The 17,864-nt window shown below is 38.8% G+C and carries 14 protein-coding genes; 5 read left to right on the top strand and 9 right to left on the bottom strand.

Features of this window, described 5'->3' with window-relative positions; translation table 11 throughout:
- Nucleotides 1–18: 18 nt before the first annotated feature.
- Entirely contained in the window at nt 19–1,806 is a 1,788-nt protein-coding gene (gene argS, locus AACZ88_RS23565; RefSeq protein WP_339716144.1) for an arginine--tRNA ligase, read from the bottom strand.
- A gap of 184 nt (nt 1,807–1,990) precedes the next feature.
- On the opposite strand from argS, the gene AACZ88_RS23560 reads away from it, so the two are divergent.
- The 5 genes from AACZ88_RS23560 to AACZ88_RS23540 all read left to right on the top strand — a co-directional run bounded on the left by AACZ88_RS23560 (nt 1,991) and on the right by AACZ88_RS23540 (nt 8,975).
- A complete protein-coding gene (locus tag AACZ88_RS23560) occupies nt 1,991–2,416 on the top strand; it encodes a hypothetical protein (RefSeq protein ID WP_339716141.1) in 426 nt (141 codons plus the stop codon).
- Nucleotides 2,413–3,837 (top strand): SDR family oxidoreductase, encoded by a 1,425-nt coding sequence (locus AACZ88_RS23555; protein ID WP_339716139.1) that lies wholly within the window; start codon nt 2,413–2,415, stop codon nt 3,835–3,837. The genes AACZ88_RS23560 and AACZ88_RS23555 overlap by 4 nt, the downstream gene beginning before the upstream one ends.
- Nucleotides 3,768–5,342: a BCCT family transporter gene (locus AACZ88_RS23550; RefSeq protein WP_339716137.1), complete on the top strand. Its 1,575-nt coding sequence runs from the start codon at nt 3,768–3,770 to the stop codon at nt 5,340–5,342. The genes AACZ88_RS23555 and AACZ88_RS23550 overlap by 70 nt, the downstream gene beginning before the upstream one ends.
- 229 nt (nt 5,343–5,571) lie before the next feature.
- Nucleotides 5,572–6,384 carry a helix-turn-helix domain-containing protein gene (locus tag AACZ88_RS23545; RefSeq protein ID WP_339716135.1) on the top strand — a complete coding sequence of 271 codons (813 nt, stop codon included), beginning with the start codon at nt 5,572–5,574 and terminating at the stop codon, nt 6,382–6,384.
- A gap of 80 nt (nt 6,385–6,464) precedes the next feature.
- On the top strand, nt 6,465–8,975 hold the full coding sequence (locus AACZ88_RS23540; RefSeq protein WP_339716133.1) for an outer membrane beta-barrel protein: 2,511 nt from the start codon (nt 6,465–6,467) through the stop codon (nt 8,973–8,975).
- Here the strand turns inward: AACZ88_RS23540 and AACZ88_RS23535 are convergent.
- The 8 genes from AACZ88_RS23535 to carA form a co-directional block, all read right to left on the bottom strand.
- Nucleotides 8,941–9,507, bottom strand: coding sequence for a hypothetical protein (locus AACZ88_RS23535; RefSeq protein WP_339716131.1), 567 nt, complete (start codon nt 9,505–9,507; stop codon nt 8,941–8,943). The genes AACZ88_RS23540 and AACZ88_RS23535 overlap by 35 nt on opposite strands.
- Before the next feature lie 68 nt (nt 9,508–9,575).
- Nucleotides 9,576–10,166: a Crp/Fnr family transcriptional regulator gene (locus tag AACZ88_RS23530; protein ID WP_339716129.1), complete on the bottom strand. Its 591-nt coding sequence runs from the start codon at nt 10,164–10,166 to the stop codon at nt 9,576–9,578.
- A 38-nt stretch (nt 10,167–10,204) separates the two neighbouring features.
- Nucleotides 10,205–11,137: an arginine deiminase-related protein gene (locus tag AACZ88_RS23525; protein WP_339716126.1), complete on the bottom strand. Its 933-nt coding sequence runs from the start codon at nt 11,135–11,137 to the stop codon at nt 10,205–10,207.
- A gap of 49 nt (nt 11,138–11,186) precedes the next feature.
- A complete protein-coding gene (locus tag AACZ88_RS23520; protein WP_339716123.1) occupies nt 11,187–12,101 on the bottom strand; it encodes an arginine deiminase family protein in 915 nt (304 codons plus the stop codon).
- A gap of 98 nt (nt 12,102–12,199) precedes the next feature.
- Nucleotides 12,200–13,483, bottom strand: a complete 1,284-nt coding sequence (locus AACZ88_RS23515; protein WP_339716121.1) for a citrate synthase — start codon at nt 13,481–13,483, stop codon at nt 12,200–12,202.
- 137 nt (nt 13,484–13,620) lie between these two features.
- Complete coding sequence (locus AACZ88_RS23510) at nt 13,621–15,171, bottom strand: glycogen/starch synthase (RefSeq protein WP_339716119.1); 1,551 nt, start codon at nt 15,169–15,171, stop codon at nt 13,621–13,623.
- 127 nt (nt 15,172–15,298) lie between these two features.
- The gene (gene eno, locus AACZ88_RS23505; RefSeq protein WP_339716116.1) at nt 15,299–16,591 is read right to left on the bottom strand and encodes a phosphopyruvate hydratase; all 1,293 of its coding nucleotides are present in this window, start codon (nt 16,589–16,591) and stop codon (nt 15,299–15,301) included.
- 120 nt (nt 16,592–16,711) lie between these two features.
- Nucleotides 16,712–17,824 (bottom strand): glutamine-hydrolyzing carbamoyl-phosphate synthase small subunit, encoded by a 1,113-nt coding sequence (gene carA, locus AACZ88_RS23500; RefSeq protein ID WP_339716113.1) that lies wholly within the window; start codon nt 17,822–17,824, stop codon nt 16,712–16,714.
- Nucleotides 17,825–17,864 lie beyond the last annotated feature (40 nt).

Raw genomic sequence — 17,864 nt, 5'->3', positions numbered from 1 at the left:
GACAAAACGAGCTATTGGCTACATTCGATCCGGTACTTCTATTCCCAAGAGTTTAAATGCAGATTGTACGACTTCCCCAACCTTTTTCGACAACTGCACCCGTAACGCTTTTTTATCTTGGTTCAATTCACCCAAAATAGAAACTTGTTGGTAGAACGAGTTGAACTCCTTTACCAAGTCATAGGTATAATTCGCGAGCAATGCCGGACTATAATTCTCTGCGGCGAGTTGAATGGTTTCAGGAAAAAGTTGAAGTTGCTTGATCAGTTCCTTTTCTTTTTCATGTAACCTTAGCGCTTTTAGGCTTTCCATATCAAATACTTGTTCACCTGATTCTGCTTTTCTTAAAATTGATTGAATTCTAGCATAGGTGTATTGGATAAACGGACCTGTATTGCCTTGAAAATCTACCGATTCTTCAGGGTTGAACAAAATTCGTTTTTTCGGATCTACTTTTAAGATATAATATTTTAAAGCCCCAAGCCCGATCATTTGGTACAAACCCTGCTTTTCGGTTTCGGAATACCCTTCCAATTTACCGAGTTCTTCGGAAATATTGGCGGCGGTGGTCGTCATATCTTCCATTAAATCATCGGCATCGACTACGGTACCTTCCCTGCTTTTCATTTTTCCGCTAGGCAAATCTACCATACCATAACTCAAATGGTACAGGCTATCGGCCCATGAAAATCCGAGCTTTTTAAGAATCAGAAAGAGCACCTTAAAATGATAATCTTGCTCGTTGCCCACGGTATACACCATACCACCTATATCTGTATAATCTTTGGCCCGTTGAATGGCCGTACCAATATCTTGGGTCATATAGACGGCCGTACCATCGGAACGAAGTACTATTTTTTCATCAAGGCCTTCATCGGTAAGATCGATCCAAACGCTACCATCTTCCTTTTTATAAAAAATGCCCTTTTCGAGTCCGTCAGCAACAACATCCTTACCCAATAGATAGGTATCACTTTCGAAGTACAACTTATCAAAATCAACCCCGAGATTATCGTAGGTCACGTCAAAACCATCATAAACCCATTGGTTCATTTTTTTCCATAAAGCGACCACTTCAGAATCACCGGCCTCCCATTTTCTGAGCATTTTTTGGGCTTCTAACAATATGGGCGCTTCTTTTTCGGCTTTATCTTTAGCGCATCCACCGGCTATCATTTCAGCAACTTCGGCCTTATAGGTTTGGTCGAAGGCTACATAATAGTTGCCAACCAATTTATCACCCTTGATTCCGGTACTTTCGGGAGTTTCTCCATTTCCATATTTCTTCCAAGCTAACATACTCTTACAAATATGTATCCCCCGATCATTGACGATTTGGGTCTTATATACTTTTTTCCCTGAAGCCTTCAAGATTTCAGCTACCGAATAACCCAATAAAATATTCCTGATATGTCCCAAATGTAGGGGCTTATTGGTGTTGGGCGAAGAATACTCGACGAGAACCGCATCATTGCTGGTATTCACGACATAACCGTAATCGGTACTGTCTTTTATACCATTAAAAAAATCAAGATAAAAAGAATCATCGATAACGATATTCAAAAATCCCTTAACCACATTATATCCAGAAACCACATCGACCGTTTCTTCTAAATACGCGCCAATTTGCTGCCCAATCTGTGCAGGGTTTCCCTTTATATGTCTAAGCATCGGAAAAACAACTACCGTAATGTCTCCCTCAAAATCTTTACGTGTAGGCTGAAATTCAACCTCTGGTAAATTGACTTCGAATATTGATATTACAGCTTCTTTAATCGTACTTCTTAGGACTTCTTTCAAATTCATCGATCAAGGTATTTAAGGCTGTAAAACTACGTATTTAAACGGAACATTTTTCTGAAAAATATCGAAATACGGGAGTAATCCCATAATTAAGAAAACCAATTTAAGCAAAGAATATATCTTTTATCTTCAGCATATTCCCATGTGTTTTGACTAACTTTATAATTCTATCTTGAAATAGCATTCTATGCTCTTGAACGTATCCTATAACGACAAGTCGATTACCCGTAAAATTGACACTGAAGTAGGCAAACCCTTTCCTTTGAAAGAGCGTTGGGCCATGAAGGGTATCGGATCACCAAAACTTTTCATTTTTGAAACCAGTGTAGAGATACGCAACCTATTGATTCTTGATAATACGATTGATAGTTGCAATATTGAATTGAGACCCAAGGGTATTATTGTGCGCTTTCGATCACTATTGGAAACCTTTGCCCTCGTGATTCCATATTACAAACTTACTGTCCACAAGGGCAATCTCGCGACTTACGGGGTATACAAAGATCATTATTTCATAAGGGTGCAAGCAGATACGAAAGCGGTTCAAAAGTTCTTCAAAAAAATGCTCGATTACAAGGCGGATAATACACCTACCTCAATCGAAGACCTATGAAAATACTCCTGACAGGCGCCAACGGCTATATTGGTATGCGTCTACTGCCCCAATTACTCGAATTAGGCCATACGGTTGTTTGCCTTGTTCGCGACAACAATCGATTTTCCATTGATAAAGAAACCAAAAAAAAAATAGCGATTATTGAAGTGGATTTTTTGCAGGAATTCCAAGACAATTTGATCCCAAAAGACGTCGAAATAGCCTACTATCTTATTCATTCGATGAGTTCTTCGACCAGTGATTTTGACGATAAGGAGGCCCAGTCTGCCAAATTATTTAATAAGTACATGGAGAAAACAAAGGTCAAACAGGTCATTTATTTAAGCGGTATTGTCAATGATGAAAAATTATCAAAGCATTTAAATTCACGTAAAAATGTCGAAAATATTCTCTACCAAGGAAATTTTAACCTTACCGTTCTTCGTGCAGGAATTATTGTAGGGTCGGGCAGTTCGTCTTTTGAAATTATTAGAGATCTATGCGAAAAACTACCTTTTATGATTACGCCAAAATGGGTGTTGACCAAAACCCAACCCATCGCTATTCGTGACGTTATAGAATTTCTAATCAAGGTAATAGGTAACAAAGACACCTATGCCAATTCATTCGATATTGGGGGACCAGATGTATTGACCTATAAAGAAATGCTACAACAGTACGCCAAAGCACGGGGCTTTACCAATCGTATTTTTACCGTGCCCATAATGACACCAAAGCTTTCATCATATTGGTTGTATTTTGTAACATCAACATCTTATAAATTGGCAATTAACCTTGTCGATAGCATGAAGATGGAAGTTATTGCAAGAGACCGTAGACTACAAGACTTATTAGGCATCAAAACCCACACCTATACCGAAGCCATTGACATGGCGTTTAAAAAAATTGAACAAAACTTAGTCTTGAGTAGTTGGAAAGACAGTATGGTCAGCGGCCGTTTTAAAAAAAATCTCGGAAAATACATTCAAGTTCCAAAGTATGGTGTCTTAAAAGATCAGAAACAAATAAAAATCGAAGATACAGACAAAGTTTTGGAGAATATTTGGAAAATTGGCGGCGAAAATGGCTGGTACTATGCCAATTGGCTTTGGAAAATACGTGGGTTTCTAGACAAGCTCAACGGAGGTGTGGGATTGAGGAGGGGCCGCACGCACCCCAATCGTATTTACACGGGGGATTCACTTGATTTCTGGAGGGTATTATTAGCCGATAAGAAAAAGAAGCGCTTACTGCTATTCGCTGAAATGCGGTTGCCGGGGGAAGCTTGGCTGGAGTTTAAAATTGACGGAAATAATATTTTACACCAGACCGCGACCTTTAGACCGAAAGGACTGAGAGGCCGATTGTATTGGTTCATCATACTCCCTTTTCATTATTTTATCTTTGGAGGAATGATTCGCAATATTGCAAAAACCTAAAACAGGTATTTATCAAAACCATCAGTTTTATTAAGAAGAACATACTGCTTTCTATCTCCGTAGGAATCATCTTTCTCTTTTCCCTTATCACAGTTTTCGCAACCGAGGAAAGTTATCGCGCCATAGAAAATGCATCATTATGGGTTCGCAACTATTTCGGTTTTTTTTACCTCTATTTAGGCTTGGCATGTGTGCTGTTGCTACTAGGCATTGCCCTTTCCCCTTTCGGTAAAATCAAATTGGGAAAAAAGAATCAAAAACCAGAATATTCCTTATGGGCATGGACCGCTATGCTATACAGTGCAGGTATGGGTGCCGGTATTTTGCTTCGTGCCGTTCAAGAACCCGTTTTTATGCAACAATATCCACCGTATCCTTCAAGTCTTGAACCTGAAGTGTTGGCGCTACAATTCACATTTTACCAATGGGGTTTTACGGCATGGGCTTTTTACGGGTTGTTTGCCATGGTAATGGGCTATGCGCTTTTTGTGCGAAAAAAGAAAGTCTTGGTTAGCGCAACCATTGAAGATTCCATCAAAGGCAAAATTGCAAGAAACGGAATAGACGTAATGACCATTATTACTACTGTAGTTGGATTGATTGCCGCAATAGGCCTGGGAACCACTCAAATCAATGGAGGGCTTAACCATTTATTCCAAAAAGAGTTTGAATTGGGCACTACCCTATTCTTAGCATTTTTGATTTCGTCAATCGCTTTTTATTCGGCTTGGCAAGGTGTAAACAAAGGAATTAAGATAATATCAAAATTCAACATTCTAATTACCCTTTTAGTATTGCTCTACATATTTTTCTCAAGTGACATGGCCTTTATCCTGAGTTCATTTCTCTCATCGACATTATACTACTTGGTCAATTTTATTCCTTTGAGCCTTGCTTACGGAAGTTTTAACCCTGGAATCGATTTCTTAACCGATTGGACCTTCTATTATTGGGCTTTTTGGCTTGCGTGGGCACCCTTCACTGGTATTTTTATTGCCAGAATTTCAAAAGGGCGAACCTTACGGCAATTATTACTTGGGGTATTGCTGATACCCTCTTTGGGCACCTTTTTTTGGTTCTCGGTTTTTGGAGCTTCCGCCTTTCAATTAATCGAAGGCTGGGGTATCTACAACAATGAATTCGGAAATGTCTTTTCTTCCATTTTTGTATTTTTTGAAAACTACCCCTTGGCCATGCTACTAAATTTTACAACCATATTTCTTTTGATAAGTTTCTTGGTTACTTCGGTCGATTCCGCCGTATTCGTACTGAGTATGTTTACCGATAAGGGAAAAAAGAACCCCAGCAAAAAACACCGCTTGACTTGGTCGGTCTTTATCCTATTGGCTACCATGGCCCTTATTCTACTGGGAAATGCAAAACCTAATATCGATGTGCTAACGGCCGCCCAAAAGTTATTGATAATCACCTCATTGCCCTTTGCTTTTTTCATGGTAGCGATGACAGTTATTTTTTTAAAAAAGGATTTAAGAAAACCACGCTAACCTCATGATATCCCTGAGGTATCGATGACGATCAGAACCAGCATAGACTAATATTGAAGGGCCATCCCTTGGGTATTTTATAAGTTTAATTCATAAAAGCTGATTGTACAATTAGTTGTTAAATTTCACAACAGGCTTTCAATGATAAAAATCCACACCCATAAAATGGCTATATTGCCCCCTCCTATTTACCGAACTTCGATTCAATATTATAAAAACATTTTGCTTGATGGAAAAACAAATAGCCACGTACAATAAGATTTCGGCATTCGATGCTATCAAAATCGAACCTTTCGACATCAACAAGCGCTATACAAAACCCCATCGCCATAACAAGTATCTAGAACTCGTCTATTTCCAAAAAGGCCAGGGTTTCCATTACATGGACGAGAAGTGCTATTCCATTACAACACCTATTTTCTTTTTTATTTGGAAAGAGCAGGTACATCATTGGGAAATTAATACAATTCCCGAGGGGTATGTGATAATAATAAAGGAAGAGTTTCTTGAAAAGAGTTTTGACAAGAGCCTGGCCTTACTTTTAACGAAGTTACATGACCTTCAAGTAACAAAGGTGCCGGAAGACCCCTCAATAAATGCCCTATTCGAAATACTTTGTCGTGAAAAAAAAATCGGCTCCCCGGTTCAAAAGGAAGTACTCGAGGGCAGCTTAAAGGCGCTATTAGCTAAAATAATATCCTATTCCAAAGGTATGACGAATCAATCAGTTGATATGGTTACGAAATTCACTGAACTTTTGGAAGAACAACCTAGAAACAATGTTGGTTTCTATGCAGAATACCTCAACACTACGGCACAAAACCTCAACTCGTTATGCAAAAAACGGCTTTCAAAAACAGCCTCAGAGGTTATTGCATTTCACATGATCCAAGAAACAAAAAGACTCCTGCTTTATACTGACCTGTCGGTTGCGGAGATTTCGTTTAATCTTGATTTTAAAGATACTTCCCATTTTATAAAATATTTCAAAAGACAAGTGGGGCAAACACCGCTACAATTTAAAAAAGAAGCGATCTCATAAGTACCATTAATTTTACAAATAGACCATTTTCAAATATTCAAAGGGGCTATGTTTGCAGTGTAATTAAAAAACATAATACCTTGAAATTAAAACACGTCAGCAGTTTACTTCTTTTATTTCTAACACATATTACCTTCGGTCAACTAACCGGCACAATTGTCGATAAAGCAGATGGATCTCCATTGGAATATGCTACTGCAGCTGTTTACAGCCAGCAAGATAGTACCGTAGTAACCGGTGTAATTACAGACGCTGAAGGTAATTTCTCTATCGACAACATAAAAAAAGGCAATTACTATTTAGAAGCCTCTTTTATCGGGTTTCAAAAGGAAACCATTTCCGATATTCAAATTCAATCTAGAAATACGGTAAACGATTTAGGTATTATTTCATTAAATATTGGCCAGAACCAACTTAGTGAAGTGGTTGTTCAAGGCGAACGTTCAACGGTAATACACAAAATAGACCGTCAAGTTTTTGATACTAAAAAATTTCAAAGCAGCCAAGGGGGCAACGCAGTTGATATTGTAAAGAATATACCATCGGTAACTGTCGACGGACAAGGGGAAATTAGCGTAAGAGGCAGCAAAGGTTTTGCCGTTTTAATAAATGGTAAACCGACACAAGGCGATGCCAGCGCTATTTTGGCACAATTGCCAGCAAACGCTTTGCAATCGGTAGAATTAATTACCGCGCCCTCTGCCAAATATGATCCTGAAGGAAAAGGTGGTATAATCAATATAATCACCAAAAAAGGAGCTACGAATGGTATCTATACGCAAGTAAATGTTCGCGGCGGACTTCCTTCCATAGAATCTTATGATACCCAAAAAGCTGCTCAAAGATACGGGATAGATGCGACCCTTAACAAAAGAACCGATAAGTGGAATTTCTCTCTGGGGGCCAGTTACCAACGAAATGATAAAACCGGAAGAAGGGAGGGCGAAGTTTTTGTCATCAATCAACCAGAAAACAAACAGACCTTTTTACCTTCTGATGGGGAACGTAGTTTTGATGATATTAGCTACAACGGAAGATTCAATGTAGATTTCACTCCTAATGAAGCAGATACTTATTCGCTAGGCTTTTATGCCGGAAAACATACGGTAGATCGTTTGGCAGACATTGAATATTACGATAATCATGCAATTTCTCCAATAGGCAGTAACAACAGGGACTATACTTTTCAATATTACAATCACAACTTAAGGACACGTAAAGGCGATTTTGGGTTGGGAAGTTTTGACTATTCGCATATATTCAAAAACGAATCTAAATTATCTACATCGTTTTTATATGAATATACTTTTTTAGGCGGCCCTACTTATAACGATAACCTGGGGCTTACCAATCGAAATATCATTTACCAACAAGAGTACAACACCAACGATAATCCCTTAAACGGATATCGGGTGAATTTAGACTATCAATGGAACCCGTTATCCATAGGAACTATAGAGACGGGGTATCAATTTAGGGCCTTAGACCATACTGGTGAATTTGTTTACGAACGTGATGGTACATTGGTACCTGAATTTTCCAGCGACATCAGTCTTGAGCGCATATTACATTCGGGATACGCCCAATTGACAGGCGCTAAAGATAAATGGGATTACGCCGGTGGACTACGCCTAGAATCAATGGATCGTACTTATAAAGAAAATCTGAAGACACCAGACCCTGAGCAAACCTATAACTACGATTTCTTGAAATTGTTCCCTTCTGCCTCTTTGCAATACACCGTTAATGAAACGTCAAAAATTAAAGCCGCCTATAGTAAAAGGGTAGAGCGAACAACGACACTTAAAATGAACAGTTTCGCTGAGCGCGAACATTCAGAGGTTTTTGAACAGGGTGATAATCAATTAAGACCTGAATTTATCGATTTGGTCGAACTTGGAATTGTCAAAAATTTCCAAGGTGGGAACTCTTTCAGCGCAACCGCATATTATAGACATGTAGACAACGTAATAAACCGAGTTAACACCCTAGCTTATGAAGCTAATGGTGCAGTATTAGATAGTATTATTAATCGGGTCTATTCCAATGTAGGAAAAAGTAATGCTATTGGATTAGAAATTGGAGCACAAATAAAACCAACTAAAAATTGGTCAAATTATATCGGAGCAAATGTATATTCCTATGATATTGATGGTGCTTTTGTATTCAGACACCGAGATGGTATGACGAGAAATTACGATGTTAATAGTAGTGCAACCGTCTATTCTTTCAATGTCAACTCTACCTATTCATTTTGGGAAAATGCCTCGGTACAATTTACGTTCAATTACCTATCCGACAGAAACACCGCCCAAGGGGAAGATTCTCGATTCTACACTCCTAATCTCACCTTCAGAAAAACATTTCTTGACAATAAGTTGACGGCGACCTTGCAATGGCAAAATATAGATATGGGTCTGTTGAAATCAAACGAACAACGCATAACAACTTTTAAAACCAACGAGTTTTATACCACTACCAATTACAGGTATGAGGTAGATATGGTGTCGATTAACCTATCGTATCTATTTAACACAACGAAAAACAAATCTAAATTTATCGAAAGCGAGTTCGGTAAAAAAGAATTCTAAGACCCCACCAAATTAAAACTGTCATTAAAAGTATAAAATATATGGTAGATGAAGCACTTTTCAGTAGTGTGAACATATTCGTCGTTATCACGGCGGTTTTGGAAATATGGGGATAAGTCAACAATAGATTTAGAATTCCTATATTTTCGGCATAATCGGCAATAGCGGCAAAAACAGGAAGCCAACAGCAATACATAAGTAAACCTTGGAATTTGTTCAATTTGCGTAAGAAATAAGCCAAAAGCAGGCAGTAGTTTAATCCGAAAAGAAAGGGATAAATCATGTCGAGCGGAAGTTGGCAAAAAAGATAGCTATTCCTTCCTTCCGTTCCCAAGGCGTCAAATAATTGTTTTACATATACCAAATCGTAGCCTGTAGGCATCATATCTAAAATTTTCAGCCCGTCTGCGTAGCTCGCCACCTTTGGTATGGTAACCGCTAGCATCATTATATAAACAAAATTCGTGGCTAAAAAAAGACGCAACACGGTCTTACCGCTCCTCTTTTTAAGCAAATAATTTTTAATGTCCATTCCCTCGTTCTTTCTGCAAAGGAATGAGGTTTGATGAAACAACGCATTAACAAATGATAAAAAGCGATTTAGCCTTCCTTTCTTAGTCGGCTTAACGTAACATTCGTTATTCCGAGATACGATGCGACCATGGAATGTGGCACATAATTTTCCAACATCGTAAAGTCTTTTCGAAACTGCTGCAGCCTTTCCTTCGCCGACCAGGAAGCCATTCTAATCTCCTTAAGTACTTTATTTTGAAGCTCTACTCGGAGCACCGAGTTTCCAAAGTTTCGTATCTCTAAATTATCGATCATGAGCCGCTCAAATTCCGTGGCACCAAGACGAACTAACCTACAATCAGTGATTGCGTCGCAAAATAGTAGAGACCTCTGGTTGTTCGTACGGGTCACATAGGGCGGTAAGACCATGCCTTCCTCAAAAAAAGAGAGTGTGATTTCGGTGCCTTCCATATTCGGAAGATATGTTCTAGCAATACCTTTTAATAAGATATATTCATAGTCATCAAAAGCATTCCTACTAAAAAGACATGCTCCCTTTTCTAAAAATACTTCTTGGCCCAATCGTGCTAAATCGCTACGTGCATCCAATGATAAATTAGGTGAATACTTGTTTATGGCATAATCTAGCGTTTCATGGGTCATAGTAAAAAAATACATTTCCAGTAATTATTTAATTACCAGTTTTCCAAAGAAAGTTAATGACTTTTAGGCAAAAATACTTCGGCCATCATACATCGGGCACTTCCACCTCCGCAGGTCTCTATGGTTTCCAAAGAACTATGTATAATTTCACAATGTTTTTCGATTTGTCGAATTTGAGCACTGATAAGACTATGGTAAGCGGCTGAACTCATTACCAAAAATCGTTGATCATCACTACCTAGGACCTGTAGCATATTTCCCGCAAAATGATGCATTTGCGCTTCAGAAATCACAATGATTTCTTTGTCATCTTTCTTTAAATGATCAAGAACATTCTTACGTTCCTTTTTATCATCGATGGCATCCAAACAAATCACCACAAATTGTTCTGCCAGGCACATCATAACATTGGTATGATAAATAGGCAAACGTTTACCAGCTACCGACTGATTAGCCGTAAACAATATCGGAAAATACTCGAAATCTTCACAGAATTCGATAAACAGTTCTTCGTCTGCGCGTTCCGATAGGGCACAATATGCCTTTTCGTTCTCCCGATCTAACAGAATACTTCCAGTTCCCTCTAGAAAAACACCAGCTTCTTCTGCCGAGGTGTAATCTAAGATATTTTCAATAAGAAAACCCCGCTCTTCCAATATATCTAAAACATCTTCCCTACGCTCGTTTCTTCTATTTTCAGCGAACATTGGGTAGAGTACCACCGTTCCGTCGGCATGAAAAGAAATCCAATTATTTGGAAAAATAGAATCAGGGGTATCGGGCAATTTGGTATCATCGACTACAATAACATTTATCCCCTTACTACGAAGCACGCCTACAAAATTATCAAACTCTTCCTGTGCCTTGTTATTTATCACCTGATTCTTGATTTCTAGGTCTTCCATAAAATAATTATTGACCGCAGTTTGTTCGTTCATGCGAAAACTGACGGGTCGAATCATTAGAATCGTATTGGTAATTTGCATCAAATTATATTTTGAATTTTAGACTTATCCTTGTTAATGCTTCCTCGATTTACTCTCTAGTCAAAGGCAGTGTACTACAGCGAAGCAACCCCTCTTGTTTTGCGATTTCGGCATAAGGAATTTCTTCTACCGTAAAACCCTGCTTTCTGAGCCACTGATTAAGCCTTGTAAATCTACGTTCGGAAACGACAACCTCAGGTGATATCGAGAAAACGTTGCTGAACATTCGGTACATTTCATCCGCCGTAATTTCGAAAATATTCTCCTTTCCAAAAAAATCTACGAGCCACTGATACTCATCCTCTATCAAGAAACCATTTTTGTGCAAAATAGCTTTCCCCTTACCCAAAGGCTGAAAACAGCAGTCTAAATGCAATGCATTCTCTTTGGCGTTGGTATTACTTTTTCTCAGTTCAAAAGATTTGACCTTTTTATGCGGAAATAATTCAGTAATATACGCAACAGCCTCTATATTTGTTCGCGCCGTAATATAGTCGGCGTAGTCATCTGCCGTGTAGGTGCCTATAAAGATATAGTCGTTCCAAGGCATCACATCGCCTCCTTCGACATGTACTTCTTTGGGTGGATGAATAATATTATCTTCAGGAATCTTGTCCAATACATGAAGAATTGCTTCAATTTCCTTTTCCCTATCTGGAAGGATATTGGCCAATATCAATTTATCTTCTATAACAAATGCTATATCCCTAGAGAAAATTTGATTACAATTTGGTAACACCTCCGGACGAAAAACCTTTATTCCATATTTTTTAAAAACCGCGGCAAAAGCCTCCATTTCCTTTACCATATCGGCCTCCACCGGATAAGTACCATTTAAAATATGCTCTAATGACTTGGGATCATAAGCCTCATCGGGAGTTGGGGTCGCCCCACAACTAACAGCCGTACCCAAAAGCACCGCTTTTAAAGGTGAAATCTCATCAGTAATGTGCAATTGAAGCATCGTACTTAATTTTAAGTAAAGATAACGTATACAATCAGGGTAAAAAAAATGCCCTTTTAATAAATTAAAAGGGCATTTATGGGATGTTTTTTAATAGACTATCTCAAATCGACATTGACAAAAGGTCTAAGGTTTTCACCAATATAAATTTGTCTTGGTCGACCTATTGGTTCACCACGTAAACGCATTTCACGCCATTGAGCGATCCAACCCGGCAAACGGCCCAAAGCGAACATCACGGTAAACATTTCGGTAGGTATGCCTAACGCCCGATAAATGATGCCTGAATAAAAATCAACATTGGGATATAACTTTCGTTTTACGAAATAGTCATCTTCCAAAGCTTCTTTCTCCAACCCTTTTGCTATATCCAATATCGAATCTTCGATACCTAAATCACCAAGAACCTCATCTGCCGCTTTTTTAATAATCTTTGCCCTGGGATCAAAGTTTTTATAGACTCTATGCCCAAAGCCCATTAAACGAAAAGGGTCTTCCTTATCTTTCGCTTTGGCCATATATTTTTTTGTATCACCGCCATCTGCTTCTATAGCCTCAAGCATTTCAAGAACTGCCTGATTGGCCCCACCATGCAATGGACCCCAAAGCGCTGATATTCCAGCAGAAAGCGAGGCAAATAATCCCGCATGTGATGACCCCACAATTCGTACAGTAGAAGTAGAACAGTTTTGTTCGTGATCTGCGTGCAGAATCAGCAGCTTATCCAATGCTTCGATAACCACACTATTCTTTTTATAGGTCTGATTTGGTTTTTTGAACATCATCTTATGGATGTTCTCAACATAGCCCAAGCTATCATCACCATAATCTAACGGCAGCCCTTTTTTCTTGCGTAAAGTCCAAGCTACCAAAACCGGGAATTTTGCCATTATGCGTACGATGGCATGGTACATATCTTTTTCAGAAGAAACATCAACTGTTGATGGATTGAATGCAATAAGCGCACTAGTCAATGAAGAAATAACTCCCATCGGGTGAGCAGATTTAGGAAAACCATCCAAAATCTTTTTCATTTCCTCATCAATATGTGATTCTTCACGAATATCATGATGAAATTTTGCCAGTTGTTCCTTATTAGGCAACTCCCCAAAGATAAGTAGGTAGGCCACCTCTAAAAAATCAGCCTTTTCTGCCAATTCTTCTATTGCATATCCACGATATCTAAGAATCCCTTTTTCTCCATCCAAAAAAGTAATAGCACTTTCACAAGAACCTGTATTCTTATACCCAGGATCTAAAGTTGTCATCCCCGTTGTTGCTCGTAATGTTTTTATATCAATTGCAACCTCTTTCTCTGTTCCTTCGATGACTGGAAATTCGAACTTATTTCCGTTGTAGTCTAGCGTAACTTTATCTGACATTTGTATAGTTTACTTATTAAGTCTGTAATTTGTAAATTTATGAAAAACCCTTCACGTTAACAATTTCATTATTTCTTTTGTGGCATTCTTAACACAAATTGTTAGTTAATGGCAAATTGGCAATAGTATTCAATATCTCAACCTGCCTTTACTCCTAGGGCATATAAAAATTCGTAGTAACCGTCGACCGATTTCTCCCAAGTAAATCGCATTTTTTTGGCATTGTCTTGAATTTTCTTCCACGTAGCCTTGTCGTTTTCGAAGATATCCAAGGCTATATCGAAAGTCGAGAGCATATTCTTAATTTTCTCATCATAGGTAGTGCCGTCGAAACTGAAGCCCGTTTTCAAATGTTCAACGGTATCTTTCAACCCACCCGTATGGTGCACCAAACATGGATTTCCATTTCTCATGGCCAACATTTGGCTGATGCCGCAGGGTTCAAAAAGACTTGGCATAAAATAAAGATCAGATTCCAAATAAATCGAATCAATCAAATCTTCCGATTGTCCGTTTGTAAAAATGAAGTTTTTATGTTTATAACTTAAGTCCCTAAAAAGCGCTTCGTACTCTGGTGCTCCGGTACCCAGCAACATAAAAATACCGTCAATTTTTTCCAGCTTCTTTAGAATTTCGACAAATGCTTCAGGCGATCGTTTGAAAAAATAGAATTTTTGTTCGGTCAATCGAGCAACACTAGAAACAATAAACTTTGGACGATTGACCACAAACTCCATCACTTTCTCTCCCGTATGGGCCAAGAAATCGGCTTTGTATTTTTTTGACTCCTCTTGCAACCATCTAAAAAGTGCCTTGACCGTATTTCTATATATCAATCCTTTCTCGGCCGCTCTAATATTTTTGTAATTCGAACCATTAAGTACACCAAAAAGTCTTCCTTCGTTATCTGCTTGTTGCAAATCTTTCTCCAAGCCTTCCCCCCCAATAAATTCAGGCGGTGTACTGGATCTAAGTACATCTTCTTTATATGATGGGGATACCGTATGTACGGCATCGGCCAAACGAATGCCCACGGCCATAAGATTCACACAATCGCGATATCTATAATCCATCAAACTTTCGGTATCGAACTCAACATCGGGAAACCAATTTCTGAGCGAAGAATAATTATTATCAAAAGGCCTTATGCCTTGTATGGCCAAATTGTGTATGGTATACACAAAACGAATTTCTTTTAACGACCTGTATTCGTTATGGTAAGTTCGAAGAAAAAGCAGTAGACTTGAGTGCCAATCATGTAAATGAACCACATCGAGCTTTCCAAAAGCACCTAATTTTACTGCCTCTGCCACTGCGGTACAAAAAATAATATATTTTATGGCATCAGTGAAAAATGGCTCTTCGGGGTCATCATGATAGATGTGTGCAATTTCACCTCCCTCTATCTCGGGATGATGTATAACGTAATGAAATAAATTCTTGAATTCCTTTTTAGGCGCTACCTCATAAAGTTCAGCTGTGTAATCAAGACCGCGCAATTGAAAATTAAGATTACTCTTAAAGACACCATTTTTATGTAATCGGGAATATGAAGGAACTACCACGTGCACTCTATCGCCACGTTCAGAAATCTGCCTTGGAACATCGCGTACTACATCTCCCATTCCACCTGCTTTACAATTGGCGATTGCATCATTCTCTGCGGCAACAAAAAGAAAATTATTCATATTAATCAGTGGTCTTTAAGATTACTTCAATATAAACAATAAGTTACAGAAAACTTTAACAAAATATCAAAAAAAAGCCTTCCTTGATTTAACATCAAGAAAGGCCCTTGCTCTTCAAGTTCAAAAGCTATTTAATTTTAAATGCTTTTTCTTTTGGGTAGTATGCCATACTGCCTAATTCTTCCTCAATACGGAGCAATTGATTATATTTTGCCATTCGGTCGGAACGAGAGGCTGAACCGGTTTTGATTTGTCCTGTATTCAGGGCCACCGCAAGATCTGCAATGGTATTATCTTCGGTTTCACCCGAACGGTGACTCATCACAGAAGTATAGCCGGCATTCTTTGCCATATTGACCGCGGAGATAGTCTCGGTCAAGGTACCGATCTGGTTTACCTTGATCAAAATAGAATTGGCAATATTATTTTCAATACCCTTAGACAGGCGTTCTACGTTTGTAACAAAAAGGTCGTCACCTACCAACTGGACTTTGTCACCTACTTTATCGGTCAAAGCTTTCCAACCATCCCAATCATTTTCATCCATACCATCTTCTATAGAGATTATAGGATATTGCTCACATAGTTCGGCCAAATACTGGGCTTGCTCTTCAGAAGTACGCACTACCCCTTTATCTCCTTCAAACTTGGTATAATCATATTTACCGTCAACATAAAACTCAGCAGAAGCACAGTCTAAAGCAATCATGACATTATCACCTAATTTGTAACCTGCTTTTTCGACAGCTTTAGCAATAGTATCCAATGCATCTTCAGTACCACCGGCCAAGTTGGGTGCAAATCCTCCCTCATCACCTACTGCAGTACTTAAACCTCTATCATGCAATACCTTTTTTAGGTTATGGAAAATTTCGGTACCCATTTGCATAGCATGCGAAAAACTTTCGGCTTTTACAGGCATCACCATGAATTCTTGGAAAGCAATCGGTGCATCGGAATGCGATCCCCCGTTGATAATATTCATCATTGGCACAGGTAGTGTATTTGCACTAACACCACCAACATAGCGATATAATGGCATACCCAACTGATTGGCAGCAGCCTTTGCCACCGCCAGCGAAACACCTAAGATGGCATTCGCCCCCAATTTGGATTTATTAGGAGTACCATCTAGCTCAATCATGGTCTGATCTACTAAATTCTGCTCAAAAACTGACATTCCCAAAATCTCCTCTGCGATGAGGGTATTTACGTTGTCGACAGCTTTGCTTACTCCTTTTCCCATATACGCTTTTCCTCCGTCGCGTAATTCCACAGCCTCGTGTTCACCAGTAGACGCCCCTGAAGGCACGGCAGCTCTTCCTAATATTCCATCTTCAGTAACTACATCTACTTCTACCGTAGGATTACCCCTCGAATCTAAAATTTGTCTTGCGTGTACACTAAGTATAATACTCATATGGTTTTCTTTTATTTTGATTGCTTTACGAAAACACAAATATACAAAAGCATACCATTTGCAAATTGGTTTATCGTCCTATATTCTGTAGGAAATAACATTAATTTAAACTATAACGTTTTAGTTGGCCACTGATTTGATCATATCAAAAAATTGATCGAAAAGATAATCGGCATCATGTGGACCAGGACTCGCCTCAGGGTGGTACTGAACGGAAAAAACATTCTTATCTTTCATGCGTATTCCAGCAACAGTCTTGTCGTTCAAGTGTACATGTGTGATTTCAAGGTCGGGATTTGCTTCGGTTTCTTCCCTATTGATAGCAAAACCATGATTTTGCGAAGTAATCTCTCCTTTACCTGAAACCAAGTTCATTACGGGGTGGTTAATACCCCTATGTCCATTATGCATCTTAAAGGTAGAGACACCATTTGCCAAAGCAATAACTTGGTGCCCTAAACAAATGCCGAAAAGAGGCTTTTCACTTGCAATCATTTCCTTTGTCGTTTCTATAGCTGCTGTCAATGGCTCGGGATCCCCAGGACCATTTGAAATAAAGTAAGCATCGCAACCCCATTCGGCCATCTCGGCAAAGGAGGCATCATAAGGAAACACCTTGATATAAGCATCTCTTTTAGCCAAATTTCTTAGAATATTCTTTTTGATACCAATGTCTAGTGCCGCAATTTTATAGGTCGCCTTTTCATCTCCAACAAAATAAGGCTCTGTAGTAGATACTTTGGAAGAAAGTTCTAAACCTTCCATGCTTGGTACTTTTTCCAATTCACTTTTAAGTCTATCAATGTTTGTGACATCCGTAGAAATAACCGCGTTCATGGCCCCATTATCTCTAATATAGCTCACCAAGGCCCTTGTATCTACGTCTGAAATGGCAAATAAGTTACTAGCACTTAAAAACTGATCGAGACCAGCATCTGCACTTGGCCGAGAATAGTTATAGCTAAAATTCTTACAAATCAATCCAGCAATTTTAACCGAGTTCGATTCTACCTCGCCGGCATTGGTTCCATAATTTCCTATATGCGCATTGGTAGTGACCATTAATTGACCAAAATAGGAAGGATCCGTAAATATTTCCTGATACCCTGTCATCCCCGTATTAAAACATACTTCTCCAAAGGCCGTACCTTCTTTATCTCCCACAGCCTTTCCATGAAAAATAGTCCCGTCTGCGAGTAACAATAACGCTTTTCTTTTAGATTGATATTTCATGCTCTATTTTATTTGACAAAAAAACATAAAAAAAGGATAG

It is taken from the genome of uncultured Kriegella sp., assembly GCF_963975415.1.
In the GTDB taxonomy this organism is placed as follows: Bacteria; Bacteroidota; Bacteroidia; order Flavobacteriales; family Flavobacteriaceae; genus Kriegella.
The sequence above is the reverse complement of the archived record's forward strand: the minus strand, read 5'-3'. Positions and strand labels throughout refer to the sequence as shown.

What these genes read in the sequence shown, in the direction of transcription:
- argS (WP_339716144.1), bottom strand. Translation starts at nt 1,806, where the DNA reads ATGAATTTGAAAGAAGTCCTAAGAAGTACGATTAAAGAAGCTGTAATA.
- AACZ88_RS23560 (WP_339716141.1), top strand. Translation starts at nt 1,991, where the DNA reads ATGCTCTTGAACGTATCCTATAACGACAAGTCGATTACCCGTAAAATT.
- AACZ88_RS23555 (WP_339716139.1), top strand. Translation starts at nt 2,413, where the DNA reads ATGAAAATACTCCTGACAGGCGCCAACGGCTATATTGGTATGCGTCTA.
- AACZ88_RS23545 (WP_339716135.1), top strand. Translation starts at nt 5,572, where the DNA reads ATGGAAAAACAAATAGCCACGTACAATAAGATTTCGGCATTCGATGCT.
- AACZ88_RS23535 (WP_339716131.1), bottom strand. Translation starts at nt 9,507, where the DNA reads ATGGACATTAAAAATTATTTGCTTAAAAAGAGGAGCGGTAAGACCGTG.
- AACZ88_RS23530 (WP_339716129.1), bottom strand. Translation starts at nt 10,166, where the DNA reads ATGTATTTTTTTACTATGACCCATGAAACGCTAGATTATGCCATAAAC.
- AACZ88_RS23525 (WP_339716126.1), bottom strand. Translation starts at nt 11,137, where the DNA reads ATGCAAATTACCAATACGATTCTAATGATTCGACCCGTCAGTTTTCGC.
- AACZ88_RS23520 (WP_339716123.1), bottom strand. Translation starts at nt 12,101, where the DNA reads ATGCTTCAATTGCACATTACTGATGAGATTTCACCTTTAAAAGCGGTG.
- AACZ88_RS23515 (WP_339716121.1), bottom strand. Translation starts at nt 13,483, where the DNA reads ATGTCAGATAAAGTTACGCTAGACTACAACGGAAATAAGTTCGAATTT.
- AACZ88_RS23510 (WP_339716119.1), bottom strand. Translation starts at nt 15,171, where the DNA reads ATGAATAATTTTCTTTTTGTTGCCGCAGAGAATGATGCAATCGCCAAT.
- eno (WP_339716116.1), bottom strand. Translation starts at nt 16,591, where the DNA reads ATGAGTATTATACTTAGTGTACACGCAAGACAAATTTTAGATTCGAGG.
- carA (WP_339716113.1), bottom strand. Translation starts at nt 17,824, where the DNA reads ATGAAATATCAATCTAAAAGAAAAGCGTTATTGTTACTCGCAGACGGG.